20 protein-coding genes are annotated in these 18,810 nt (G+C 71.9%); 12 read left to right on the top strand and 8 right to left on the bottom strand.

The window, feature by feature from the left end; genetic code table 11:
• Positions 1 to 66: 66 nt before the first annotated feature.
• The 3 genes from ACH54P_RS13075 (at position 67) to ACH54P_RS13065 (ending at position 2,894) form a co-directional block, all read left to right on the top strand.
• Positions 67 to 324 (top strand): hypothetical protein, encoded by a 258-nt coding sequence (locus ACH54P_RS13075; RefSeq protein ID WP_489912645.1) that lies wholly within the window; start codon positions 67 to 69, stop codon positions 322 to 324.
• 96 nt (positions 325 to 420) lie between these two features.
• Complete coding sequence (gene murJ / locus ACH54P_RS13070; protein ID WP_489912644.1) at positions 421 to 2,202, top strand: murein biosynthesis integral membrane protein MurJ; 1,782 nt, start codon at positions 421 to 423, stop codon at positions 2,200 to 2,202.
• Positions 2,203 to 2,357: 155 nt separating this feature from the next.
• Complete coding sequence (locus tag ACH54P_RS13065) at positions 2,358 to 2,894, top strand: hypothetical protein (RefSeq protein WP_489912643.1); 537 nt, start codon at positions 2,358 to 2,360, stop codon at positions 2,892 to 2,894.
• On the opposite strand, the gene ACH54P_RS13060 is transcribed toward ACH54P_RS13065, so the two are convergent.
• The gene (locus tag ACH54P_RS13060) at positions 2,882 to 4,231 is read right to left on the bottom strand and encodes a purine-cytosine permease family protein (protein WP_489912642.1); all 1,350 of its coding nucleotides are present in this window, start codon (positions 4,229 to 4,231) and stop codon (positions 2,882 to 2,884) included. The two genes, ACH54P_RS13065 and ACH54P_RS13060, sit on opposite strands and share 13 nt — an antisense overlap.
• Before the next feature lie 152 nt (positions 4,232 to 4,383).
• Positions 4,384 to 5,343, bottom strand: a complete 960-nt coding sequence (locus tag ACH54P_RS13055) for a chitinase (protein WP_489912641.1) — start codon at positions 5,341 to 5,343, stop codon at positions 4,384 to 4,386.
• A gap of 228 nt (positions 5,344 to 5,571) precedes the next feature.
• On the opposite strand from ACH54P_RS13055, the gene ACH54P_RS13050 reads away from it, so the two are divergent.
• Both ACH54P_RS13050 and ACH54P_RS13045 read left to right on the top strand, forming a co-directional pair.
• The gene (locus ACH54P_RS13050) at positions 5,572 to 6,861 is read left to right on the top strand and encodes a GGDEF domain-containing protein (protein WP_489912640.1); all 1,290 of its coding nucleotides are present in this window, start codon (positions 5,572 to 5,574) and stop codon (positions 6,859 to 6,861) included.
• Positions 6,862 to 6,956: 95 nt separating this feature from the next.
• Positions 6,957 to 7,460, top strand: coding sequence for a hypothetical protein (locus ACH54P_RS13045; RefSeq protein ID WP_489912639.1), 504 nt, complete (start codon positions 6,957 to 6,959; stop codon positions 7,458 to 7,460).
• Positions 7,461 to 7,463: 3 nt separating this feature from the next.
• Here ACH54P_RS13045 and ACH54P_RS13040 read toward each other — a convergent pair whose 3' ends face one another.
• Both ACH54P_RS13040 and ACH54P_RS13035 read right to left on the bottom strand, forming a co-directional pair.
• On the bottom strand, positions 7,464 to 8,426 hold the full coding sequence (locus ACH54P_RS13040) for an isopenicillin N synthase family dioxygenase (RefSeq protein ID WP_489912638.1): 963 nt from the start codon (positions 8,424 to 8,426) through the stop codon (positions 7,464 to 7,466).
• A 24-nt stretch (positions 8,427 to 8,450) separates the two neighbouring features.
• Positions 8,451 to 8,909, bottom strand: coding sequence for a nucleoside deaminase (locus ACH54P_RS13035; protein WP_489912637.1), 459 nt, complete (start codon positions 8,907 to 8,909; stop codon positions 8,451 to 8,453).
• Positions 8,910 to 9,020: 111 nt separating this feature from the next.
• Here ACH54P_RS13035 and ACH54P_RS13030 point away from each other — a divergent pair, with 111 nt between their 5' ends.
• A complete protein-coding gene (locus ACH54P_RS13030) occupies positions 9,021 to 9,977 on the top strand; it encodes a helix-turn-helix transcriptional regulator (RefSeq protein WP_489912636.1) in 957 nt (318 codons plus the stop codon).
• Positions 9,978 to 10,116: 139 nt separating this feature from the next.
• Here the strand turns inward: ACH54P_RS13030 and ACH54P_RS13025 are convergent, their stop codons facing one another.
• Both ACH54P_RS13025 and ACH54P_RS13020 read right to left on the bottom strand, forming a co-directional pair.
• A complete protein-coding gene (locus tag ACH54P_RS13025; protein WP_489912635.1) occupies positions 10,117 to 11,211 on the bottom strand; it encodes a winged helix DNA-binding domain-containing protein in 1,095 nt (364 codons plus the stop codon).
• Positions 11,208 to 11,777, bottom strand: a complete 570-nt coding sequence (locus ACH54P_RS13020) for a DinB family protein (RefSeq protein ID WP_489912634.1) — start codon at positions 11,775 to 11,777, stop codon at positions 11,208 to 11,210. Before ACH54P_RS13020 ends, ACH54P_RS13025 begins: the two co-directional genes overlap by 4 nt.
• 53 nt (positions 11,778 to 11,830) lie before the next feature.
• Here ACH54P_RS13020 and ACH54P_RS13015 point away from each other — a divergent pair, with 53 nt between their 5' ends.
• Complete coding sequence (locus tag ACH54P_RS13015; RefSeq protein WP_489912633.1) at positions 11,831 to 12,769, top strand: helix-turn-helix transcriptional regulator; 939 nt, start codon at positions 11,831 to 11,833, stop codon at positions 12,767 to 12,769.
• Positions 12,770 to 12,777: 8 nt separating this feature from the next.
• Here the strand turns inward: ACH54P_RS13015 and ACH54P_RS13010 are convergent, their stop codons facing one another.
• Entirely contained in the window at positions 12,778 to 13,410 is a 633-nt protein-coding gene (locus tag ACH54P_RS13010; protein WP_489912632.1) for a TetR/AcrR family transcriptional regulator, read from the bottom strand.
• A gap of 630 nt (positions 13,411 to 14,040) precedes the next feature.
• On the opposite strand from ACH54P_RS13010, the gene ACH54P_RS13005 reads away from it, so the two are divergent.
• From ACH54P_RS13005 to ACH54P_RS12985, 5 genes are all read left to right on the top strand, one after another.
• Positions 14,041 to 14,487 (top strand): hypothetical protein, encoded by a 447-nt coding sequence (locus tag ACH54P_RS13005; RefSeq protein ID WP_489912631.1) that lies wholly within the window; start codon positions 14,041 to 14,043, stop codon positions 14,485 to 14,487.
• 78 nt (positions 14,488 to 14,565) lie between these two features.
• The gene (locus ACH54P_RS13000; protein WP_489912630.1) at positions 14,566 to 14,919 is read left to right on the top strand and encodes a glycoside hydrolase family 95-like protein; all 354 of its coding nucleotides are present in this window, start codon (positions 14,566 to 14,568) and stop codon (positions 14,917 to 14,919) included.
• Between the two features lie 250 nt (positions 14,920 to 15,169).
• Positions 15,170 to 15,916: an ANTAR domain-containing protein gene (locus ACH54P_RS12995; RefSeq protein ID WP_489912629.1), complete on the top strand. Its 747-nt coding sequence runs from the start codon at positions 15,170 to 15,172 to the stop codon at positions 15,914 to 15,916.
• Positions 15,917 to 16,527: 611 nt separating this feature from the next.
• A complete protein-coding gene (locus ACH54P_RS12990) occupies positions 16,528 to 17,190 on the top strand; it encodes a hypothetical protein (protein ID WP_489912628.1) in 663 nt (220 codons plus the stop codon).
• Between the two features lie 162 nt (positions 17,191 to 17,352).
• Entirely contained in the window at positions 17,353 to 17,724 is a 372-nt protein-coding gene (locus ACH54P_RS12985; RefSeq protein ID WP_489912627.1) for a hypothetical protein, read from the top strand.
• Positions 17,725 to 17,769: 45 nt separating this feature from the next.
• Here ACH54P_RS12985 and ACH54P_RS12980 read toward each other — a convergent pair whose 3' ends face one another.
• Complete coding sequence (locus tag ACH54P_RS12980; protein ID WP_489912626.1) at positions 17,770 to 18,516, bottom strand: SAM-dependent methyltransferase; 747 nt, start codon at positions 18,514 to 18,516, stop codon at positions 17,770 to 17,772.
• Between the last annotated feature and the right edge of the window lie 294 nt (positions 18,517 to 18,810).

The following is an 18,810-nucleotide window of genomic DNA, read 5'->3' as shown; positions in this document are numbered from 1 at the left end:
TAAGTAACACCATCGGCCCAACGGGCGATGACTCGGTGTAAGCATCAAGCACAGGAAGGCAGTCCGGTGTCCGGTTCAGGAGTCGAGCTCACCCACCGCGCGATGGCGATGCTGAGGGCGGTGGCAGCAGGCCGCGCCCAGATGTCGTGCAGCTGCGAGCCCGACCTCTTCGTCGACGGATTCGCTTGTTGCGATCAGATGACGGCGCACGCGCTGGCCCACGGCGGCTACCTCCGCCCCGCCGTCGAAGGCGCCACCGGGCGCGTCCCGGCCGAGCTGACCGAAGCCGGCCGCGCCGCGCTGGCGGTCACCGTCGCCGCCTGATCCCCTCCCCGCGCGTCACGCAGCGTCGCGGTATCGCTCGCACGTTCGGTGCCGAAAGACCTGCCACGCAGGCCCCTGACCTGGCAGTCTGTTGCCATGGCGGATCTCCCACCCCCGGTGGACGACGAGGCGACGGTCTTCCTGCCCAGTGAACTGCGCGGACCGCACTGGCCGACCCACGACCCCGACGTCTCCCGGCGGCCCTACGACGAGTTCGCCACCCAGATCGTCGCCCGGCCACCCGCGTCGCCGGTCAGCGCCGGCCGCGGGGAAGGCGCCGGCTCGTCACTGGCCCGCTCGAGCGGGCGGATGGCGGTCGCCTCGGCCGTCAGCCGGGTCACCGGGTTCGTCGCCAAGCTGCTGCTGGCCGCGGTGGTCGGGACCGGCGTCGCCAACGACTCCTTCACCGTCGCGAACACCCTGCCCAACATCGTGTTCGAACTGCTCTTCGGCGGCGTGCTGGCCAGCGTCGTCGTGCCGCTGCTGGTCCGCTCCCAGGACGACCCGGACGGCGGCCGCGCCTACACGCAGCGGCTGATCACGATGGCGCTCGTGCTGCTCACCGTCGGCACGGCCGTCGCGGTGGCGATCGCGCCGCTCTTCACCGCGCTCTACGTCGACAAATCGTCCGCGACGGCCAACCCGGAGCTGACCACGGCTTTGGCGTACCTGCTGCTGCCCCAGATCCTGTTCTACGGCCTCTTCGCGCTGCTTTCGGCGATCCTCAACGCCCAGAACGTCTTCGGCCCGCCGGCGTGGGCGCCGGTCCTGAACAACGTCGTCGTCACCGGCACGCTCGTCGTGTTCGCCGTGGTGCCGGGGGAGCTCACCCTCGACCCGGTCCGGATGAGCGACCCGAAGCTGCTCGTGCTCGGCCTCGGCACCACGCTCGGCATCGTGGTCCAGGCGGTCGTGCTGGTCCCGGCGTTGCGGCGCACCGGGTTCCGGTTCCGCTGGCGCTGGGGGTTCGACCCGCGGATCAAGGAGTTCGGCGGGCTCGCCGCGTGGATCCTCGGCTACGTCGTGGTGAGCCACGTCGGGTTCGTCGTCACCACGCGGGTGCTGACCGGCGGCACCAGCGGTGGCGTCACGGCCTACAGCTACGCGTCCCTGCTCTTCCAGCTGCCGTACGGCATCCTCGGCGTCTCGCTGCTGACCGCGCTGATGCCGCGGATGAGCCGCGCCGCCGCGGACGGCGACACGGTCTCGCTGGTCGGCGACCTCTCGCTCGCCTCCCGCATCTCCACGGTCCTCTTCGTGCCGATCTCCGCGGCGCTCGCCGTCGTCGGCACCCCGGTCGGCATCGCGATCTTCACCTGGGGCCGCGGCACGCTGGACGACGCCGAGCGGCTCGGCCAGACCCTCGCCGTCTCCGCCGTCGGGCTGCTGCCGTTCGCGCTGGTCATGTTGCAGCTGCGGGTGTTCTACGCGATGAAGGACGCCCGCACGCCGACGCTGATCATGCTCGTGATGACCGCCGTGAAGATCCCGCTGCTGTTCCTCTGCCGCGGCCTGCTCGACGGCGAGCACATCGTCTACGGGGTGATGCTCGTGAACGGCGCGGGGTTCGTGGTCGGCGCCGTGCTCGGCCAGGTCTGGCTGTGGGTCCGGCTCGGGCACCTGCGCAGCAAGCGATCGCTGCGGGTCGGCCTGATCACCCTGTCGGTGAGCGGGCTCGGCGTGGTGGCCGCGGTGCTCGCCGGGTACGCGGTGCCCGCGTCGCTCGGGCAGATCCCCGCCGCGTGGGTGAAACTGCCGGTCCAGGGCCTGCTCGGGATGGCCGTGCCGTTCGGGTTGCTGGCGCTGCTGAAGCTGCCGGAGTTCACGCCGGTGACCCGGCGGGTGGCCGGGCTGCTGCGGCGGTTCGCGGCTCGTTGACGACTACGGCCGGGAACGCGATCCGGTTGTCTCGAAACGGTAACGAGAGCGCTGCGATCAGCGCGTTTACAATTCCTGTGCGGATTCTTAGGATCCACCCGGATCATGCGGCCGCGGGCGAGCGCGGCGGCGGGGGAAACGGGTGGAGGTCGTGCATGACGCGCAGTGCGCGCAGGCGGCGGGACCGGGTCACGGTCGACGAGCTGCTCCGGCAGACCGGCGTCCAGCCGCGGCAGGTCGGTTCCCGCTCGTCGCCGGCGGCGCGGGCGTCGCGCAGCACGGCCGCCGGGGTGACGGCGGATCGCCTGGCCCCGGCTCCCGAGCCACGGGGCGGCGCCGGGCGGTTCGCCCTGGCGTCCGGCGTGGCCGTGGTGCTGGGCGGGCTGGTGCTGGTGCTGGCCACGCGGCCCGACCCCGTCCCGGAGACCACGCAGTTCCCGCAGCTGCAGCCGGCCACCGGCGTCCCGTCCTCGTCGATCGCCCAGGCGATCCCGACCGAGACGACCACGCCGTCCCCGGTGGTGATGCACGCGCGCAAGACGCCGACGCCCACCCCGACGGTGACGGTGGACCTGCCGCCCCCGCCGGAGACGGCGACGCCGACGACCGCCCCACCGTCCACATGGGACCCGCGCTGGAACTACTACCAGTGCTACCCGTACTACTGCGGGAACTACGGCTACCGGCGCTGACGGCGCAGGAGCAGGTACGTCCCGGCGGCGAGCACGAACCCGGCGGCGAAGGTCAGGTCGCCGGTGCCGGGAACCGCTTTCGGGATCGGCGCGGTGTAGAGCGCCTGGTTCGCGAACAGCCCGACGGACACGACCAGCCCGACGACGAACGCGGTGAACCCGGCGACGTTGCGGTGGCCGCGGTCGGCGAGCAGCTCACCGAACCCGGTGCCGCGGCGGAGGTGGTGGTCGGCCAGCAGCACGCCGAGCCACGGGCCGATCCAGTAGGCGATGACCAGCAGGAAGTTCTCGTAGGCGTGCCCGGCGTCGGCGAGCCCGAGCCAGGCCAGCACGAACCCGACCGCGCCGAAGGCGAGCGCGACGACGGCGCGGCGCCAGGCCAGGGGCAGCCGGACGCCGAGGGCGAGGAAGGCCAGCGCGCCGGAGTAGACGTTGAGGACGTTCGCGGCGACCGCGCCGAGCGTGATGGCCAGCAGCGTCGCGGCGGCGAGGAAGCCGGGGAGGTGCCCGGTGAACGCCGTCGCCGGGTTGGCGTCGGCCGGGCCGCCGATGGTCGCCGAAGCGGCGCCGGCCAGCATCAGGACGGTGGTGGAGAGGAACAGGCCGCTGCCGGCGTAGAGGCCGATCGCGCGTTTCGACGCGGTCTTCGGCAGGTAGCGCGTGTAGTCGGCGGCGTACGGGTTCCAGCCCGCGGTGTAGCCGAACGCGGTGCCGACGGCGAGGAGGAACCCGCCGGCACTGCCGGTGTTGGTCGTGGGCCCGGCCTCGGTGAAGGTGACGACGCTCGCGACGGCGAACACGACGGCCAGCACGAGGAAGACGTACTTCTCGTACGCCTGGACGAGGTTGTGGCCGAAGAAGGCGATGGCGATCTGCAGCGCGACGACGAGCACGAGGCAGGCGAGCACCGGCAGGCCGGTGAGGCTGGTCAGCGCGAAGGCGCCGCTGACGCTGTTGACGGCGAACCAGCCGATGCCGGCCATCACCGACATCAGCGCCGCCGGCAGGAGGTTTCCGCGGTAACCGAACGCGGCGCGCCCGAGCACCATCTGCGGCACGCCGTACCGGGGTCCCCGCGCGGACAGGACGCCGTGGGCGAGCGCGCCGAGCCCGTTCCCGAGCACGGCGGCGAGCGCGGCCTGGGTGAAGGAGAGCCCGAAGGCGGTGACCGCGAGCACGCCGACGAAGACGGTCGCGAACTCGAGGTTGGGGGAGGCCCAGGTCCAGGCCAGCTGCCGGGGCTTGCCGTGCCGGTCGGCGTCGGCGACGGGTTCGATCCCGCCGGGCTCCACGGCCACCACTTTGTCGCCGTAGCCGGCCGCTTCGGTGCTCGTCATGCGAAGACGGTAGGCGACGAACGTTGCGGTGGTGTGACGGAATCCGGCTCCCGGTCACCGGAACCCGTCCCGTCCACCGGGACCCGCGAAGGCCCCCTCACCGGCCCCGATGCCGGTGAGAGGGCCTCCGACAGCCCCACTACGGGCCGGTGTCAGCCGGTGTAACCGGCGACGATCTTGGTGAACGCGTACTTGTCCTGCGTGATGCCGCTGCATTCGCCGCCGCCGCTGCAGTCGCGGTTGGTGGCCCAGAACGTGAAGCGGGCCAGGTGGTGGCTCGTCGCGTAGCTGCGGATGGAGGTGAAGTTCGCGACGGTGACCGTCTCGCCCGCGTTGTCGGTCTTGCCGTTCATCGAGGAGAGGCCGCTGTGCCGGTAGGCGGTGTCGTCGGTCCAGCCGAACGTGGTCTTGAGCTGGTTCTTCAGCCCGTCGACCGCGGACTTCGTCATCGCGGCCATGTCGCCGCCGCTGGAGAAGTCGAACGGCATGACCGACCAGACGTCGACGCCGGCGCCGATCGCCTTGGCCTGGTTGATCAGGCGCTTGCCCCAGCTGTCGGGGCCGGTCGTCGTGGTGCCGATGGTGATGACGACCTTGAGGTTCGGGTTCTTCTGCTTGGTCAGCTTGACCGCGTTGAGGATGCGGTCCTGCACCGTGTTGTTCTGGAACTCGTCGGTGTTCTCGATGTCGAGGTCGATCGCCTTGAGGCCGTAGGCGTCGATCACCTTCTGGTACGCGCCCGCCAGCGCCGAAGCCGACGTGCACTTCGAGCCCAGCTTCGTGCCGGACCAGCCGCCGAAGGAGGGGATCACGTCCCCGCCCGCGTTGCGGATGTTCTGGATCATCGTCTTGTCCGAGCCGGTCAGCGACCGGCTGCCGTCCCACTTGGGGTTGCAGGTGCCGTCGGACAGCACGAACGCGAGGGTAAACGCTTTCACGCCGGTCGCGGACATCGCGGCGGTCGGGCTCGTCTGGCCGCCCCACTGGTACAGGTACGGGGAAGCGAGGACGGGGTCGACCGCGGCCATGGCCTGCGGGGCGAGGCCGACCGCCGTCGCCATCGCGGCTCCGGCCGCGACCGCGAGGGTGAGGAGACGGCGCACTGATTTCATGGGGGTCCTCCATACGCGCAGAGTGGAGCACCTCCGGTTTGAGGCGGCGGGATCAACCCGGGAGGAGTGCTGTGTGCCACCACACAGTGGACTAGACCAATGTTGCGTGTCAACCCTTCTTCGGGCGGAAAATGACTGACGGTGCCCGCGCGGTTCCCGAGCGTCGGTGATGTGAGATTCCCCTGAAGGCGGAGTGACAGCGCGCCGCCGACCGGCTAGTTTGCCGAAATGGTGGGGGATTCCACGGTCGCAGCCGGCGGGGGACGCCGCCCCGGCCGGTTCCTGCCCGCCGTCGTCCTGCAGCGCTGGGCCCTGCGGCGGTGGGCGCTGTGGCGGCTGCCGCGCCGCGGCCAGGTCTGCTACCTCGTCGTGGTCGACGCCCTCGCCGTCGCCGCCGTCGTGCTCGCGGCGCTGAGGTTCCCGCCGCCGGCCACGATGCTGGTGCCGTTCGCGCTGCTCCTGGGCGGGATGGTGGTGTCGGCCGAACTCGCGCGGCCGGCCGAGCGCCACCGCGAAGAAACCCTCCTCGGCCCCGGCGTCGACACCCCGTGGATCTTCGCCGGGGTGCTCGTGCTCCGGCCCGGCCTCGCCGTCGCGCTGGTCGTGCTCTCCGCGCTGCACCAGTGGTTCCGGGTCCGCAGAAGACCCGTGTACCGGCAGGTGTTCGGCGCCGCGGCGACGGCGCTGGCCGGTCTCGTCGCCGGGGCCTTCCTCACCGCGACCGGGGTCCGGCCGCTCGGCGAGGTCCTCGACGCCCGCACCGTCGTCCTGCTGACCGTCGCCGGGGTGGTGTTCCTCGCGGTGAACGCCGCGCTCGTGACCGCCGCCGACGGCCCCCGCCGTCCGCGCGAAGCCGCGCCGGGGCACGCCTTCGACGCCGCGATGACCGCGTTCGGCCTGCCGCTCGCCTGGGCCGCCGGAGCCGCGCCGCTGCTCGTGCCGCTGCTGGCCGGCGCCACCGTCGTGCTGCACCGCGGCGGGCTGGGCCGCGGCCGCCGCGACCACGTCACCCTCGATCCCGGCACCGGCGTGCTGACCGGCGCGTCGTGGCGCGGGGCCGCCGAAGCCGAACTGGACCGCCTCGGCAGGCACGGTCCCGGGCCGGCCCTGCTGCTGCTCGACCTCGACCACTTCCGCCAGCTCAACGACCGCTACGGCGCCCGCGTCGGCGACGCGGTCCTGCGCGCGGTCGCCGACACCCTGCGCGACGAGGTCCGGGCCGCCGATCTCGTCGGCCGGTCCGGCGGCGAGGAGTTCGCCGTGCTGCTGCCGGGCACCGTCCGCTTCGACGCCATGGCGATCGCCGAGCGGATCCGGCTGCGGATCGCCTCGACGCTGGTGGCCCTGAAGGCTTCGGGCGACGGGCCGCAGTTCGTCGGGGTGACCGTGTCGATCGGTGTGGCGAGCTGCCCGGCCGACGGCGTGCTCGCGGACGCGTTGCTGGCGGCGGAAGCGGCGTTGCTGCGCGCGAAGGCGGCGGGGCGGAACCGGACGGTCTGCGCCGAGCCGGGGTCGTGATCCTTCCGTTAGGAAAGCCGTGCAACCGGGAATACCGCCGGGCGTCTTGAATGGCAGGAAGGCGGCGAGGGGCCGCCGGGAATTCAGGGGGAACAATGTATTCGCTGGGTCGTTTCGCGCGGGTCGGGTCCGGGGTCGGAATCGCCATCGTGGCGGGAGTGGTTCTTTCGGCCTGCAGCGGTCAGCAGGATTCGCCGGATGGCGGGCAGCCCACGACGGCGGCGCCGACGGCCACGGCGACGACGGCCACGGCGCCGACGGCCGCCCCGGCCGCTGCCCCCGCCCAGGCCACCACGTCCGCGCAGGCGGCCAAGTCGGCGACGACCAAGGCGGGCGCTTGCGCCTCGGCGACCAAAGCCGCGCTGGAAACCGCGCTCAAGGCCGACAAGAAAGCGTCCGACGCGCTGGTCATCGACGAAAAAGGACTGCAGCGCATCAACTGCGTGGCGCCGTGGGCTTTCGCTCACTTCACCAACGAAATCGACGGCGGCAGCGTCTTGTTCGATTACCGCAACGGAACCTGGGCTCCGCGGAACGCGGGGACGGGAGAATTGTGCGAAAGCGTCCCGGCCGCGATCGCCAGGCAGATCTGCGACTGAGGTTCAGGTGACCGTGATCGCGTTGAGCTTCTCGCGCAGGTAGTCCGCCGCGATCACCTCGGGGTACGTCGTCCGGCCCAGGGGAGGGGCCAGCGACGTGATCCGGGCGTCGTGGTCGGTTTCGTAGAAGAAGATCAGCGACACCAGGTCCTCCTCCGGTGCGCTCTTCGCCGGCGGGAGCACGCGGTGGCGCGTCGAGCGCCAGCGGTCACCCGTCCAGCGGGCCATCAGGTCGCCGATGTTGACGGTGAACGCGTCCGGGTGGAACGGCGCGTCCTCCCACTCACCGTCCGCGGTGTAGACCTGCAGGCCGCCGACGCCGGCCTGGCGGTCGAGCACCGTCACCGTGCCGAAGTCGGTGTGCGGGCCGATGCGGAACTGGTCCGGCTCCGGCGTGCCCACGTGGGTCATCGGCGGGTACCAGTTGATGTTGAACGTGTACGTCGGGTGCCCGGTGTGCCGGGTGAAGTGGCTTTCCGCCAGGCCCAGCGCCGCGGCGAAGATCTCGAGCAGGTGGTCGGACAGCGCCCGCATCCGGCGCATGTACTCCGTGGCGGCTTCGGCGAACCCGGGCACCTCGTCCGGCCAGACGTTGGGCTGGAACCAGAACCCGTCGATCTCGGCGACGCCGATCCGGGCGTCCGCGCCCACCGAGTAGGACTCCTTGAGGTCCGGCGGGGTCTCGGTCCCCTCGGCGTAACCGTTGGCCTCCACGCCCGGGGGCAGCCAGCCGCGGCCGCCGACGGTCACGGCGTAGCGCTGCTTGACGTCCTCGGGCAGCGCGAAGAAGCGCCGCGCCAGCTCACGGGTCCGGGTGCGCAGCTCGTCCGGCACGCCGTGCCCGGTGACCAGCAGGAAGCCGGACTCGCGCAGCGCCTGGTCGATCTGCCCGGCGACCTCGGCCCGGCCTTCGGACGTGCCCCCGAACCACGGCGAAAGGTCCACGAGCGGAACGGATGACGGCATACCGGCTCCTCAGCAAGCACTGTCCTATTCGGACTTTTCGACCCCGATGTCCTCGAACCACAGGTCCGGGCGCGCGGCGATGAACTCCGTCATCAGCGCGGTGCACGCGGGATCGTCGAGCAGGGTGATCTCCACGCCGAGCCCGGCGAGCCAGTCGTGCCCGCCGTGGAACGTCTCCGCCTCGCCGATGACGACGCGCCCGATCCCGAACTGACGGACGAGCCCGCTGCAGTACCAGCACGGCGAGAGCGTGGTGACCATGATCGTGTCGCGGTAGTGCGGACGCCGGCCGGCGTCGCGGAACGCCGCGGTCTCGGCGTGCGTCGACGGGTCGCCGTCCTGCACGCGCCGGTTGTGCCCGCGGCCCAGCAGGGTGCCCGCGGTGTCGAACAGCGCGGCCCCGATCGGGACGCCGCCTTCGGCCTTGCCCAGCTCGGCTTCTTCCCGGGCGACGGCGAGCAGGGCGTGGGGGTCGATCGGCATGCGTCACTCTTTCCGCCGGACGCCGTCCGTGGCAAGTGTTTGACCGCACGGGTGCACCATCCGGCCGATCGAGGACCGGATCTGTCCTCGATGTCTGGCACACTGCGTGTCATGTACGGCACTTCGGAACGGCTGCTGCGGCTGCTCTCGCTCCTGCAGGCCCGGCGGGACTGGCCGGGCGGCGACCTCGCGGCGCGTCTCGAGGTCGACGTCCGGACGATCCGCCGGGACGTCGAGCGGCTGCGGTCCCTCGGCTACCCGGTGCACGCGACGCCGGGCGTGGCCGGCGGCTACCGGCTCGGCGCGGGTGCCGCGCTGCCGCCGCTGCTGCTGGACGACGACGAAGCCGTCGCGGTCGCGGTCGGCCTGCGCACGGCGGCGAGCGGCACGGTCAGCGGTATCGAAGAGACGTCGGTGCGCGCGCTGGCCAAGCTGGAGCAGGTGCTGCCCGCGCGCCTGCGGCCACGGGTCGGCGCCCTGCACGCGGCCACGATCTCCCTGCCCGGCAGCGGCCCGACGGTCGACGCGTCGGTGCTGACGTCGATCGCGGCGGCCTGCCGCGACCACGAGCGGCTGCGCTTCCCGTACGGCGACCGCTCCGGCGCGGAGACGGAACGCTCGGTCGAGCCCCTGCGACTGGTGCACACGGGGCGCCGCTGGTACCTGGTGGCGTTCGACCTGGACCGCGCCGGCTGGCGGACGTTCCGCGTGGACCGGATCACGGGGGTGCCGGTGGCGGGCTTCCGCTTCACCCCGCGCGAACCCCCGGCAGAGGACCTGGCGGCGTACGTGTCCCGCCGGATCTCGACGGCGCCCTACCCGCACCAGCTCGTGCTGCGGGTGGCGGCACCGGCGTCGGAGCTGTCCCGGCGGGTACCCCCGACGAGCGGCGCGGTGGAGGCGATCGACGAGCACAGCTGCCGGGTCCGCACCGGGGCGAACACCCTGGACACGGTGCCGTACTACCTGGCCCAGTGGGGGTACGACTTCGTGGTGGAGGAGGCCCCGCCGGGCCTGGTGGAACGCCTGCGGGAGGTGGCGGAGCGGTTCGCCCGCGCGGTCGGCTGAGGGAGGCGCTGGGGGAGGGCTTCTGCGCCGCGTTTTGCGGGCCCAGCCGCATGGCTCGAGCGACTGCGCCGCCCGCGCTACCGAGCCCCGCGAGGTCGCGGCGAGCCGCCCATCCCGCCGCTCGACCTTCCACCGGCGCCTAGTCCGCCGCCACCCGCGCCCGATCGCTCTCACCGTCGCTCAGGAACGCCGCCAACCCGCTCGCCTCCTCCGCGACCTCGGCGCGTTCCGCCCCCGTCAACCGCCGCAAGGGCTGCACCAGCACCGTGTCACCGCTCGTCGTCCAGGTCGCCGTGACCCGGCCGTCCACCAGCACCACCCGCTCGCCCGCCACCGAAAGCCCGCGGTGGGCGTCGTCGATGATGCGGGTCCGGTCGTGGTAGCCGAGGATCGCGTTGTCGAACGCCGGCAGGAAACGCACCGGCGCCGGCGTGTCCGGCTCGGGACGCGGCGCGCCGGGCAGGTCGAGCAGCTCGCGGCCGCGCTCGTCGCGGAAGATCGCCAGCTCTCCGCGCAGCGCCGCCACCGCCGACGGCAGCCCGGCCAGGCCGCACCAAGCTCGCAGGTCCGCCGTGGCCGCGGGACCGTACGCCGCCAGATAACGCCGCACCAGGGCCTGCCCGACCGGGTCGGAACCGTCCTCGGCGGGCGCGTCGACCTCGCGGCCCAGCCAGGCGGACAGCGGCAGGTTGCGCACCCCGGCTTTCGCCCGCCACAGCCCGCGGGGCGGCAGCTGGGCCACCGGGACGAGCGCGGCGACCAGCATCTCCCCGAGCGGCCGCGGCCCGGGCCCCGGCCACCGGTCGGCGAGAGCCCGCGCGAGCTCGCCCATCGAGCGGGGCTCGCCGTCGGCCAGCACCGCCCGGCCCGCCGCCGCGAGCTCGTCGAGGTCCACCCCGTCGAGCTCGCGGCGGTAGGTGCCGAGGACACGCCGGCGCAACATGGTGTCGAACCGCGCCCGCCACGCGAGGACGTCCTCGGCGGTGAGCAGGTGCACGGTGCGGCGCATGAGGTGCGTCCGCACCACCCGCCGTCCCGTCAGCAGATCCGACAGGACCGCCGGGTCGAACGCCCGCAGCCGCGACCACAGCCCGGTGAACGGCTCCTGCGGTTCCTGCGCCTGCAGCCCGCCCAGGTGCGCGACGGCGTCCCGCACCGGCAGGCCGGCGCGCTCGAGCAGCAGCTGCCGGGCGAGCGTCGCGCGGTTGAGCGCCCGCGTGTCCAGAACGGTCACGTCGACTTCCGGCCGTCGATCGTCTCGCGCAGGATGTCCGCGTGCCCGGCGTGCTGGGCCGTTTCGGCGATGACGTGCATGAGGACCCGCCGCACGCTCTGCACGGCGCCGGGCGGGTTCCAGGGCGCGTCCGGCAGCGGGTGCGTCGCCGACAGGTCGGGGACGGTTTCGATGATCTCTTCGCTGCGTTTCGCGACCTCCTCGTAGCGCGCGAGGACGTCTGCGAGGGTCTCGCCGGGCAGCATCCGGAAGTTGTTCTGGTGGTCGATCGCCCACTGCGGGAACTCGCGGGCGGTCCCGGCCGCCATGTCCGCCCAGGTCACGCCGTCGGGCAGGTCGTAGCGCAGCGCGGACGGGCCGTCGACGACGAAGCGGAGCCACCCCTCTTCGATGGCCGCGACGTGTTTGACCAGCCCGCCCAGGCTCAGCTCGCTGACCGTGGGGCGCGCCCCGGCCTGCTCGTCGGTGAGCCCGGTCGTCGTGGTGGTCAGGGCGGCGCGCGCGGTCGCGAGTTCGGCGATGAGGTCGGCGCGTTCGGTGTTGTCGTTGTTCTGCACACGGACCACCGTGTCAGGGGTAGCGGACAGGGTGTGTCCGCTACTTCCGGCAAGATCGGGACATGCCGAAAACTTCCGCGCGCCTGCTGGCCCTGCTGTCGCTGCTGCAGACCCGCCGCGACTGGTCCGGCACGCTCCTGGCCGAGCGGCTGGAGGTCAGCGCGCGCACCGTGCGGCGTGACGTCGACCGCCTGCGCGAGCTCGGCTACCCGATCCGGACCACCAAGGGCCCGGACGGCGGCTACCGGCTCGGCGCGGGCACGGAGCTGCCGCCGCTGCTGTTCGACGACGACCAGGCCGTCGCCCTCGCCGTCGCGCTCCGGACGGTCGCCGGCGCCGGGATCGAAGAGGCGGCGGCCCGCGCGCTGAACACCGTCCGGCAGGTCATGCCGGCCCGGCTGCGCCACCGGGTCGACGCGTTGCACGTCACGGCCGTTTCCCCGGCGGGGCCGCCGGTCGATCCGTCGGTGCTCGCGACCCTCAGCGGGGCGGTCCACGCCCGCGAGGTGCTGCGGTTCGGCCACTCGGGTTCGGCCGGTCCGCCGCGCCGGGTGGAGCCGCACCACCTGGTGACGTGGGGCGGGCGCTGGTACCTCGTCGCGTGGGACCTCGACCGCGCCGACTGGCGCACCTTCCGCGTCGACCGGATCACGCCGCGGACCCCGGCGGGGCCGCGCTTCACCCCGCGCGAGCTGCCGGGCGGCGACGTGGCGGCCTTCGTGGCGGCCCGCTTCGAGGGCCGCGACGCGACCGGCGGCTGGCCGTGCCGCGGCGAGGTGATCCTGGCCCTGCCGGCGCAGGTGGTGTCGGAGTACGCGCGCGACGGCGTCGTGGCCGAGCTCGGCCCGGACCGCTGCCGGCTCGTGCTGGGGGCCTGGTCGTGGGCGGGGCTGGCCGCGACGATCGGACGGTTCGACGCCGACATCGAGGTCGTCGGGCCGGGGGAGCTGAAGGACGCCTTCGCACTCCTGGCCCGGCGGTACGCTGCGGCTGCCTCCTGATCGACCGCTTAGTCTGTGACCGGGGTCTCAGTCTGGGGCGCGCCGAGCATGCGCAGCACCAGGCCGCCGTACTCCTTGCCGAGCGCCGTCGGGGTCTGCCGGGCGCGGTCGGTGTACCAGCGGGCGACGTCGACGCCGAGCGAAAGGACCGCGCGCGCCGAGATGTGCGTGTCGGACACGGTGAACACCCCGGCGGCCACGCCGTCGGCGATCACCTCGCGCACGATCCGCTCGATCCGGCGGCGCAGCTCCGCGACCACCTCGAACTCCTGCTCGGGCAGGGCCTGCAGCTCGTACTGGACCACCCGGGCCACGGTGTGGCGCCGCGCGTGCCACGCCACGAAGTCCTCGACGATCAGGCGGATCCGCTCGAGCGGATCGGACTCCTTCGCGACGACGTTCTCGACGAGGGCGAGCGTCTGCTCGTGGCCGTACCGGCTGATCGCGAAGAGCAGCGCGGCCTTGGACGGGAAGTGCACGTAGAGCGCGGCCGGGCTCATCCCCGCCGCCCCGGCGATGTCCCGGGTGGTGGTGGCGTGGTAGCCGCGCTTGGCGAAGGCTTCCACCCCGGCGAGCATCAGCCGCCGCGCGGTCTCCGGCTGCACATCCGGCCACAGTTCCGCCGACAGCGACATCGTCATCCGGTGATCCTCCCAGATCGCACCGCCAAGCGGCGGGCACGAACGGCCAGCCTCGATGGTCACCATTGTAAGCGGGCGCTTTGTCAGCGAATCCGGGGATACATCCCCGAGATGGGATGTCATGCCAGCAGAGTAACGCCCCTGCGGCCATGCGCCCGTCACGACGCACCTGACACCGGTACCCGGCCCGGCGGCCGAGCGCACTCACCGGGAACGCCGCGTCACGCGTGCCCACCTGGCTCGATTTCGATCGACTCGCCTGGCCGGCAACAGCAGCACCGCCGGCAACAGCCAGGGGACTCGGATGACGCACGTTGACGACGATGGGCCAACCTGATCAGCGGCCCGCTGGCCGGGTTGTTCGACGCAGCCGTGTCCTGCTTGGACAGTCGACCCGAGTGGCGGGCGAGCTGGCTGATGTCCTTGCCCTGTCGGCCAAGGAACAGGAGGCCACGACCGGCAGGGGCGTGCCTTGTGAAGATCGAGAACCGGACCGGCCTCAAGGTTCAGCCCGTGCTCAGCCGGATTGAGCGGCAGATCTTTGACACTAACAGTCAGTTGGTCCGGAAGCCGAGTCCGCTGGCCCACGCCGGACTCTCGGTGCCGTCGTCATGACACCTAACGGGATTCTTGCTGCTGGTCGGCTCGGTGTTGCTGCCGATCGTCGCGTTGGCCCTCATCGTCGGGCCCGCCGCGACCGCGACGATCGTGCAACTGAGCGGGTGCGAGCAGGGCGGCCCGGGCGGCGGCTCGGTCGTCGTGGACCGTCAGCACCTGGGCGCCGGCGAGATGGATATCGCCCGAACCATCGTCGACGTCGTTCAGCAACGCCACCTGCCTCGCCGGGCGGCGGTCCTCGCGATCGGGCTGCGGAACCTCGACTACGGCGACCGCGACTCGGTCGGGGTGTTCAGCAACGCCCGAGCCAAGGCTGGGGCAGCCGCGAGCAGATCCTCAACCCGGTCTACGCCACCGGGAATTCCTCGACGCCCTCATCGCGCTGCCCGGCTGGGACACCATGGCCCCGGAGCAGGCGGTGCAGCGCAGCGGGTTTCCAGACCGCTACGCCCCTCGTGAACCCGCTGCCGCAGCGGTCGTGGATCGGTTCTGGGTCGGCCCCGACAACCCGGCCCCACCCGCTGCTGACCGGTCGCCGTGTCCACGGCGTTGCTGCAGTCGGCTCCGGGGCAGCTCAGGGTGCTGCCGACCCTGCCCAGCGCGTGGTCACAGGGGTCGATTCGAGGTCTGGTGTGCCGCGGCGGTCTCACCGTGCCCGAGTTGCGCTGGACGCCCGGCGAAGTCCAGAGCACCGTTCACTCGCCGCTCACCGCGCGCGTCGCCCGCCGCGGGCCGCGCGGTCCGGCCGGACCTGCCGTTGCGGGCTCGGCCGGAGTCGGGGTGCTGGGTGACGGTGCTGGCCGGACGCGGTGGCTGCAGCTCGAGCATGGAGTACAGCGCACTTGCGCTTCCGCCGGAACCCGGCGACCGGCACAGGCCGCGGGATGCTGACGCCTAGGGGGGATGGAGCGTCGCGACGTTGACCGGCCACCTCGCGCGCACCCGCTTCACCGTGACCACCCCGGCCGACGCGGCCGCGGTCGCGGTCATCGGCGGTGCCGACCAGCGACCATCGGGTGGGTACCTCCGTGCGTGGACTCACCGACGTCCGGTCCGGCCGCCGGGCCACCGCGGGGTACCGTCGCCGGACCGCCCAGGACCGAGGCGCGGCGCCGGGACGGCAGGGAAAGAGGACCGGGAGATGGCGAAGCACCCCACGTATGAAGCCGACGACGATGCCGTACGCCAGGTCGACGAGGTCACGGGAGCCCTGGCGATTCTGGCGGACGTGCTCGGCCGGGAAGAAGACCTCACGGTCGCCCTGAGCCGGGTGAGCCGGCAGGCCTTGCACGCCATCGGCGAAGCGGACATGGCGAGCATCACCTTGGTCCGCGACGGCCGGCTGCGGACCGCCACGGCCACCGACGACCACGCTGGCGAACTCGACCAGGCCCAGTACCGGACCGGCCAGGGCACCTGTGTCCTCGCCGCGAAATCCGGAGAGGTCGAGCGGGTCACCGTGCGGCAGCTGCGCGAAAGGTGGCCGACCCTGGCCGACGAGCTGGGAGACACCGCTGTCGGCAGTTACCTGTCCGCGCCCCTGTTCATCGACAGCGAACATCACGGCTCGCTCAACCTCTACAGCCACGACAGCCACGGGTTCGACGCACTCGAGGCGGCCCTGCTCGAGCTTTACACCACTGCCGCGGAAGCGGCCTTGCACCATGCGCGGCTTTACGTCCGCGCCCGCGAGCAGGTCACCCACCTCGGCCGGGCGCTCGACTCGCGCGGCGTGATCGACCAGGCGAAGGGCATCCTCATGGCCGTGCACCGGATCGACGCCGACGGGGCCTTCGCCAAGCTGGTGGAGCAGTCCCAGCAGCAGAACCGGAAACTCCACGACGTCGCCCGGCACTTCGTCGCCACCGCCACCGGAAATGAAGCGTGACGTCGAGGGGCGCCACAGCGACGCGGTGCATCCGGGTCGATGCAGGGAATTCCTGACCTTCGAGTGTGACGTGACCACGCCGCATCGGACAGGGGCAGCAGCGGTCGGCGGGCGTCGCCACCAGGTCGCGTCCGGCGGAGTCCGGGCTCTCAGGCGGTCTACGCGCGGGCATGCCGCGTTGAGTTCCTGCGCGGGACATAGGTTCACCGGCGAGCTGGCGGCGCGGTTCGCGCCGGCGATCTGGAACTTGCATGTCGGCGTGGTGGCGGCCTTCTATCGGCGGGCAGGTCGTCGAAGGACTGGCATCGGCCGAGCCGTTCAGCTACGCAACCGCGTTGCGCGTGGTCCGGCACATGGTCCTGGGGTGTGCTCGTGACACCCGCGTGCCGCGGCCGGCGGGACCGGGATGCCCGCGTGCACGTGCTCGTCGTCGGGGACGACCATCGACAGCGCGGCGACGACCTCGCTGAGCGCGTTGCGGACCGGGCCGCGATGCCGGCCGCGGCTGGGCCTGACCGGCTCCGGCCATGGCCGCATTGCCCCCTACGTCCGGCGCCGGGCGGCCGCCAGGGTTGGTCCTCGAAGCGGAAACCGCATCCGAAGGGACTCCCATGCATCGACGCCTCCTGTCCGCAGCCGCCGCGATCGCCGCGGCCGGCGCCGCGCTCACGCTCGTGGCCGCACCGGCGAGCACCGCCGCCACCGGCGCACCGGCCGCCGTCGCCGTCCGGGCGCAAGCCGCCGATCCCATCTCCGACGACGAAGTCCGCGCCATCCTCGCTCGCCTGGACGCCACCGGGACGCTCAGCGCCGAGGACCGGGCGGCCCTCGCGACCCGCCCGGAGGTCGCCGACCAGGTGTACGTGCCTTCGGATGCCGAGGTCGTCGGTGACGAGAGCGGCCAGGCGCCCGCGCCGGTGCCGGGCAAGACCAGCTGCACCTACGCCGACCGCTACATCAGTTATCCCAGCACCACGCACCTGAACCACGTCAAATGGGCCGTGCGGGTCGACTGGTGCTACAACGGCAAAACGGTCAGCAACATTCGCCACTACGACTACATGAAGGACAACGGCGGCGGGCTCGCCGACTACCAGGGCCTGGTGCAGAACCAGCTGACCTACCCCGGTTCGGTGCACTACGAGGCCACCCTGGTCAAGCAGGCCAAGATCGTGCTCTGCGTCGTGAAGTACGGCTGCTACCACACGTACTACCCGCTCGAGCGGTTCACGCTCGGCAACAACGGCAGCTACCGCATCCAGCAGCAGAAGTAACCTCGTGGCTCGCCCGGCGCCGGCCGGGCGAGCCAGGCACGTCCGCCGATCCCGGCGCGGCTGCCGGCCCGGGATCGTCCACTGTGGAACCGGGGGCCGACCGCCGAGGCGGTACTCCACGTTCACCAGGTCGAGGAGTTCGGCCACCGAGGTGTGCCGGACGTGCCGGTCGAAGGTGATCTCGCTGTGCTGCAGCAGCTCCGCGTTCGACTACAACGACGAGGCGTGCCGGAGCCGCTCGTTTTCCTCCACGCAATCATTCCGTCGGTGCTGCACCCCGGAGACGATTTCATCCCGGAGCGCGTCAAGCATGCGGTCCTGATCTTCGTTCGACTAACGTGGCTATCCGCGGCGCGGATGAACTTCCACGGCTGGCCACAACACGACACGCTCGCAACGGGACACGGCCACTGCCGCGACAACCGGCTGCAGTACACCGCGGAAATCGAGTCGCTCCTGCGTTCCCGGCGCCGGCCGGCATCCAGATGCGCAGACCGGGACGACCGGTCCGTACGCACTCTCATGCCGATGTGAGTGAGTCCCGGTGCCGGGTCACCGGGACTCACTCGGCCACTGGTGTCAGCGGTCCATCAGAGCGAAGACACCCCAGCCGAGGTATTCGCGTTGGTACCGGGCGTGGCGCACCGGAGCGGCGGTGAGTTCCGCGCGCATCTGCCCGGCCAGCTCATCGCCGGGATGTGCGTCCAGCCAGCGGCGGGTGTTGAGCCACTGAGCCGCGACATAGCGGTCCCAGCTGTCCTGGTCGGCCAGGACCATCTCCACGACATCACAACCCAGCTCCCCGAACTGTTCCAGCAGCTCCGGGAGGCCGCGGAAGTCGGCTTCACTGGTGGCGTGACAGCCTTCGACCGTGGCGTGGTCCGGAGGATCCCTGCGCCAGTACGGTTCGCCGATCAGCATCATGCCGCCGGGCCGAAGGCTGCGCCGGAGCAGGTCCACGGTGCCGGCAACGCCGCCGCCGATCCAGGACGCACCGACGCACGCTCCGATGTCGACCGGGTCGTCGGCGACGTGGTCAGACGCGTCACCATGGGCGAAAGCGACCTGTTCGGCGACCTCCAGCTCGATCGCTCGTGCCCGGGCCTTGGCCAGGAACACGGTGCTGATGTCTACGCCGGTTCCGGTGATGCGGTGATCGCGGGCCCAGGTGCACAGCAGCTCGCCCGAGCCACAGGCCAGGTCGAGCATCCGGGTGCCGGGTGGTGGGTTCAGCGCTTCGCCCAGGACGGCCAGCTTCCGGCTGGTGAGCGGGTTGTGGATGCGGTGGCTGCTCTCGCGGATGGTGAAGCTACGGGGTAGATCCACTTCGGGGATTCCTCACGTCTAAGGGGTGGTGCACGGTGATCAGCGCTGGGTCGGCCGTCGACGGCCGGGCTACCCGGACATTCATGCAATGCACCTCTTCGGACGGAAGGTCGTGCGGTTCGACGAAAGGCTAGGCGGCTCGCACGTGCCAGTCCATCGGTTACCGCGTCGACCCGAACGCGCTCTCATGCCGCGTAGAGCTCGCATTGGGCCCCTGCGACGTTCGAAGACCCGGGCGACGGATCCACATGATCGTGGCCGTCAGTCGAGCTCATTCGGAGGCAGCCAACGTTG

It is taken from the genome of Amycolatopsis sp. N2S4-7 (genome assembly GCF_058119595.1).
Note: the sequence above shows the minus strand (reverse complement) of the source record. Positions and strands in the feature narration are given on the sequence as shown.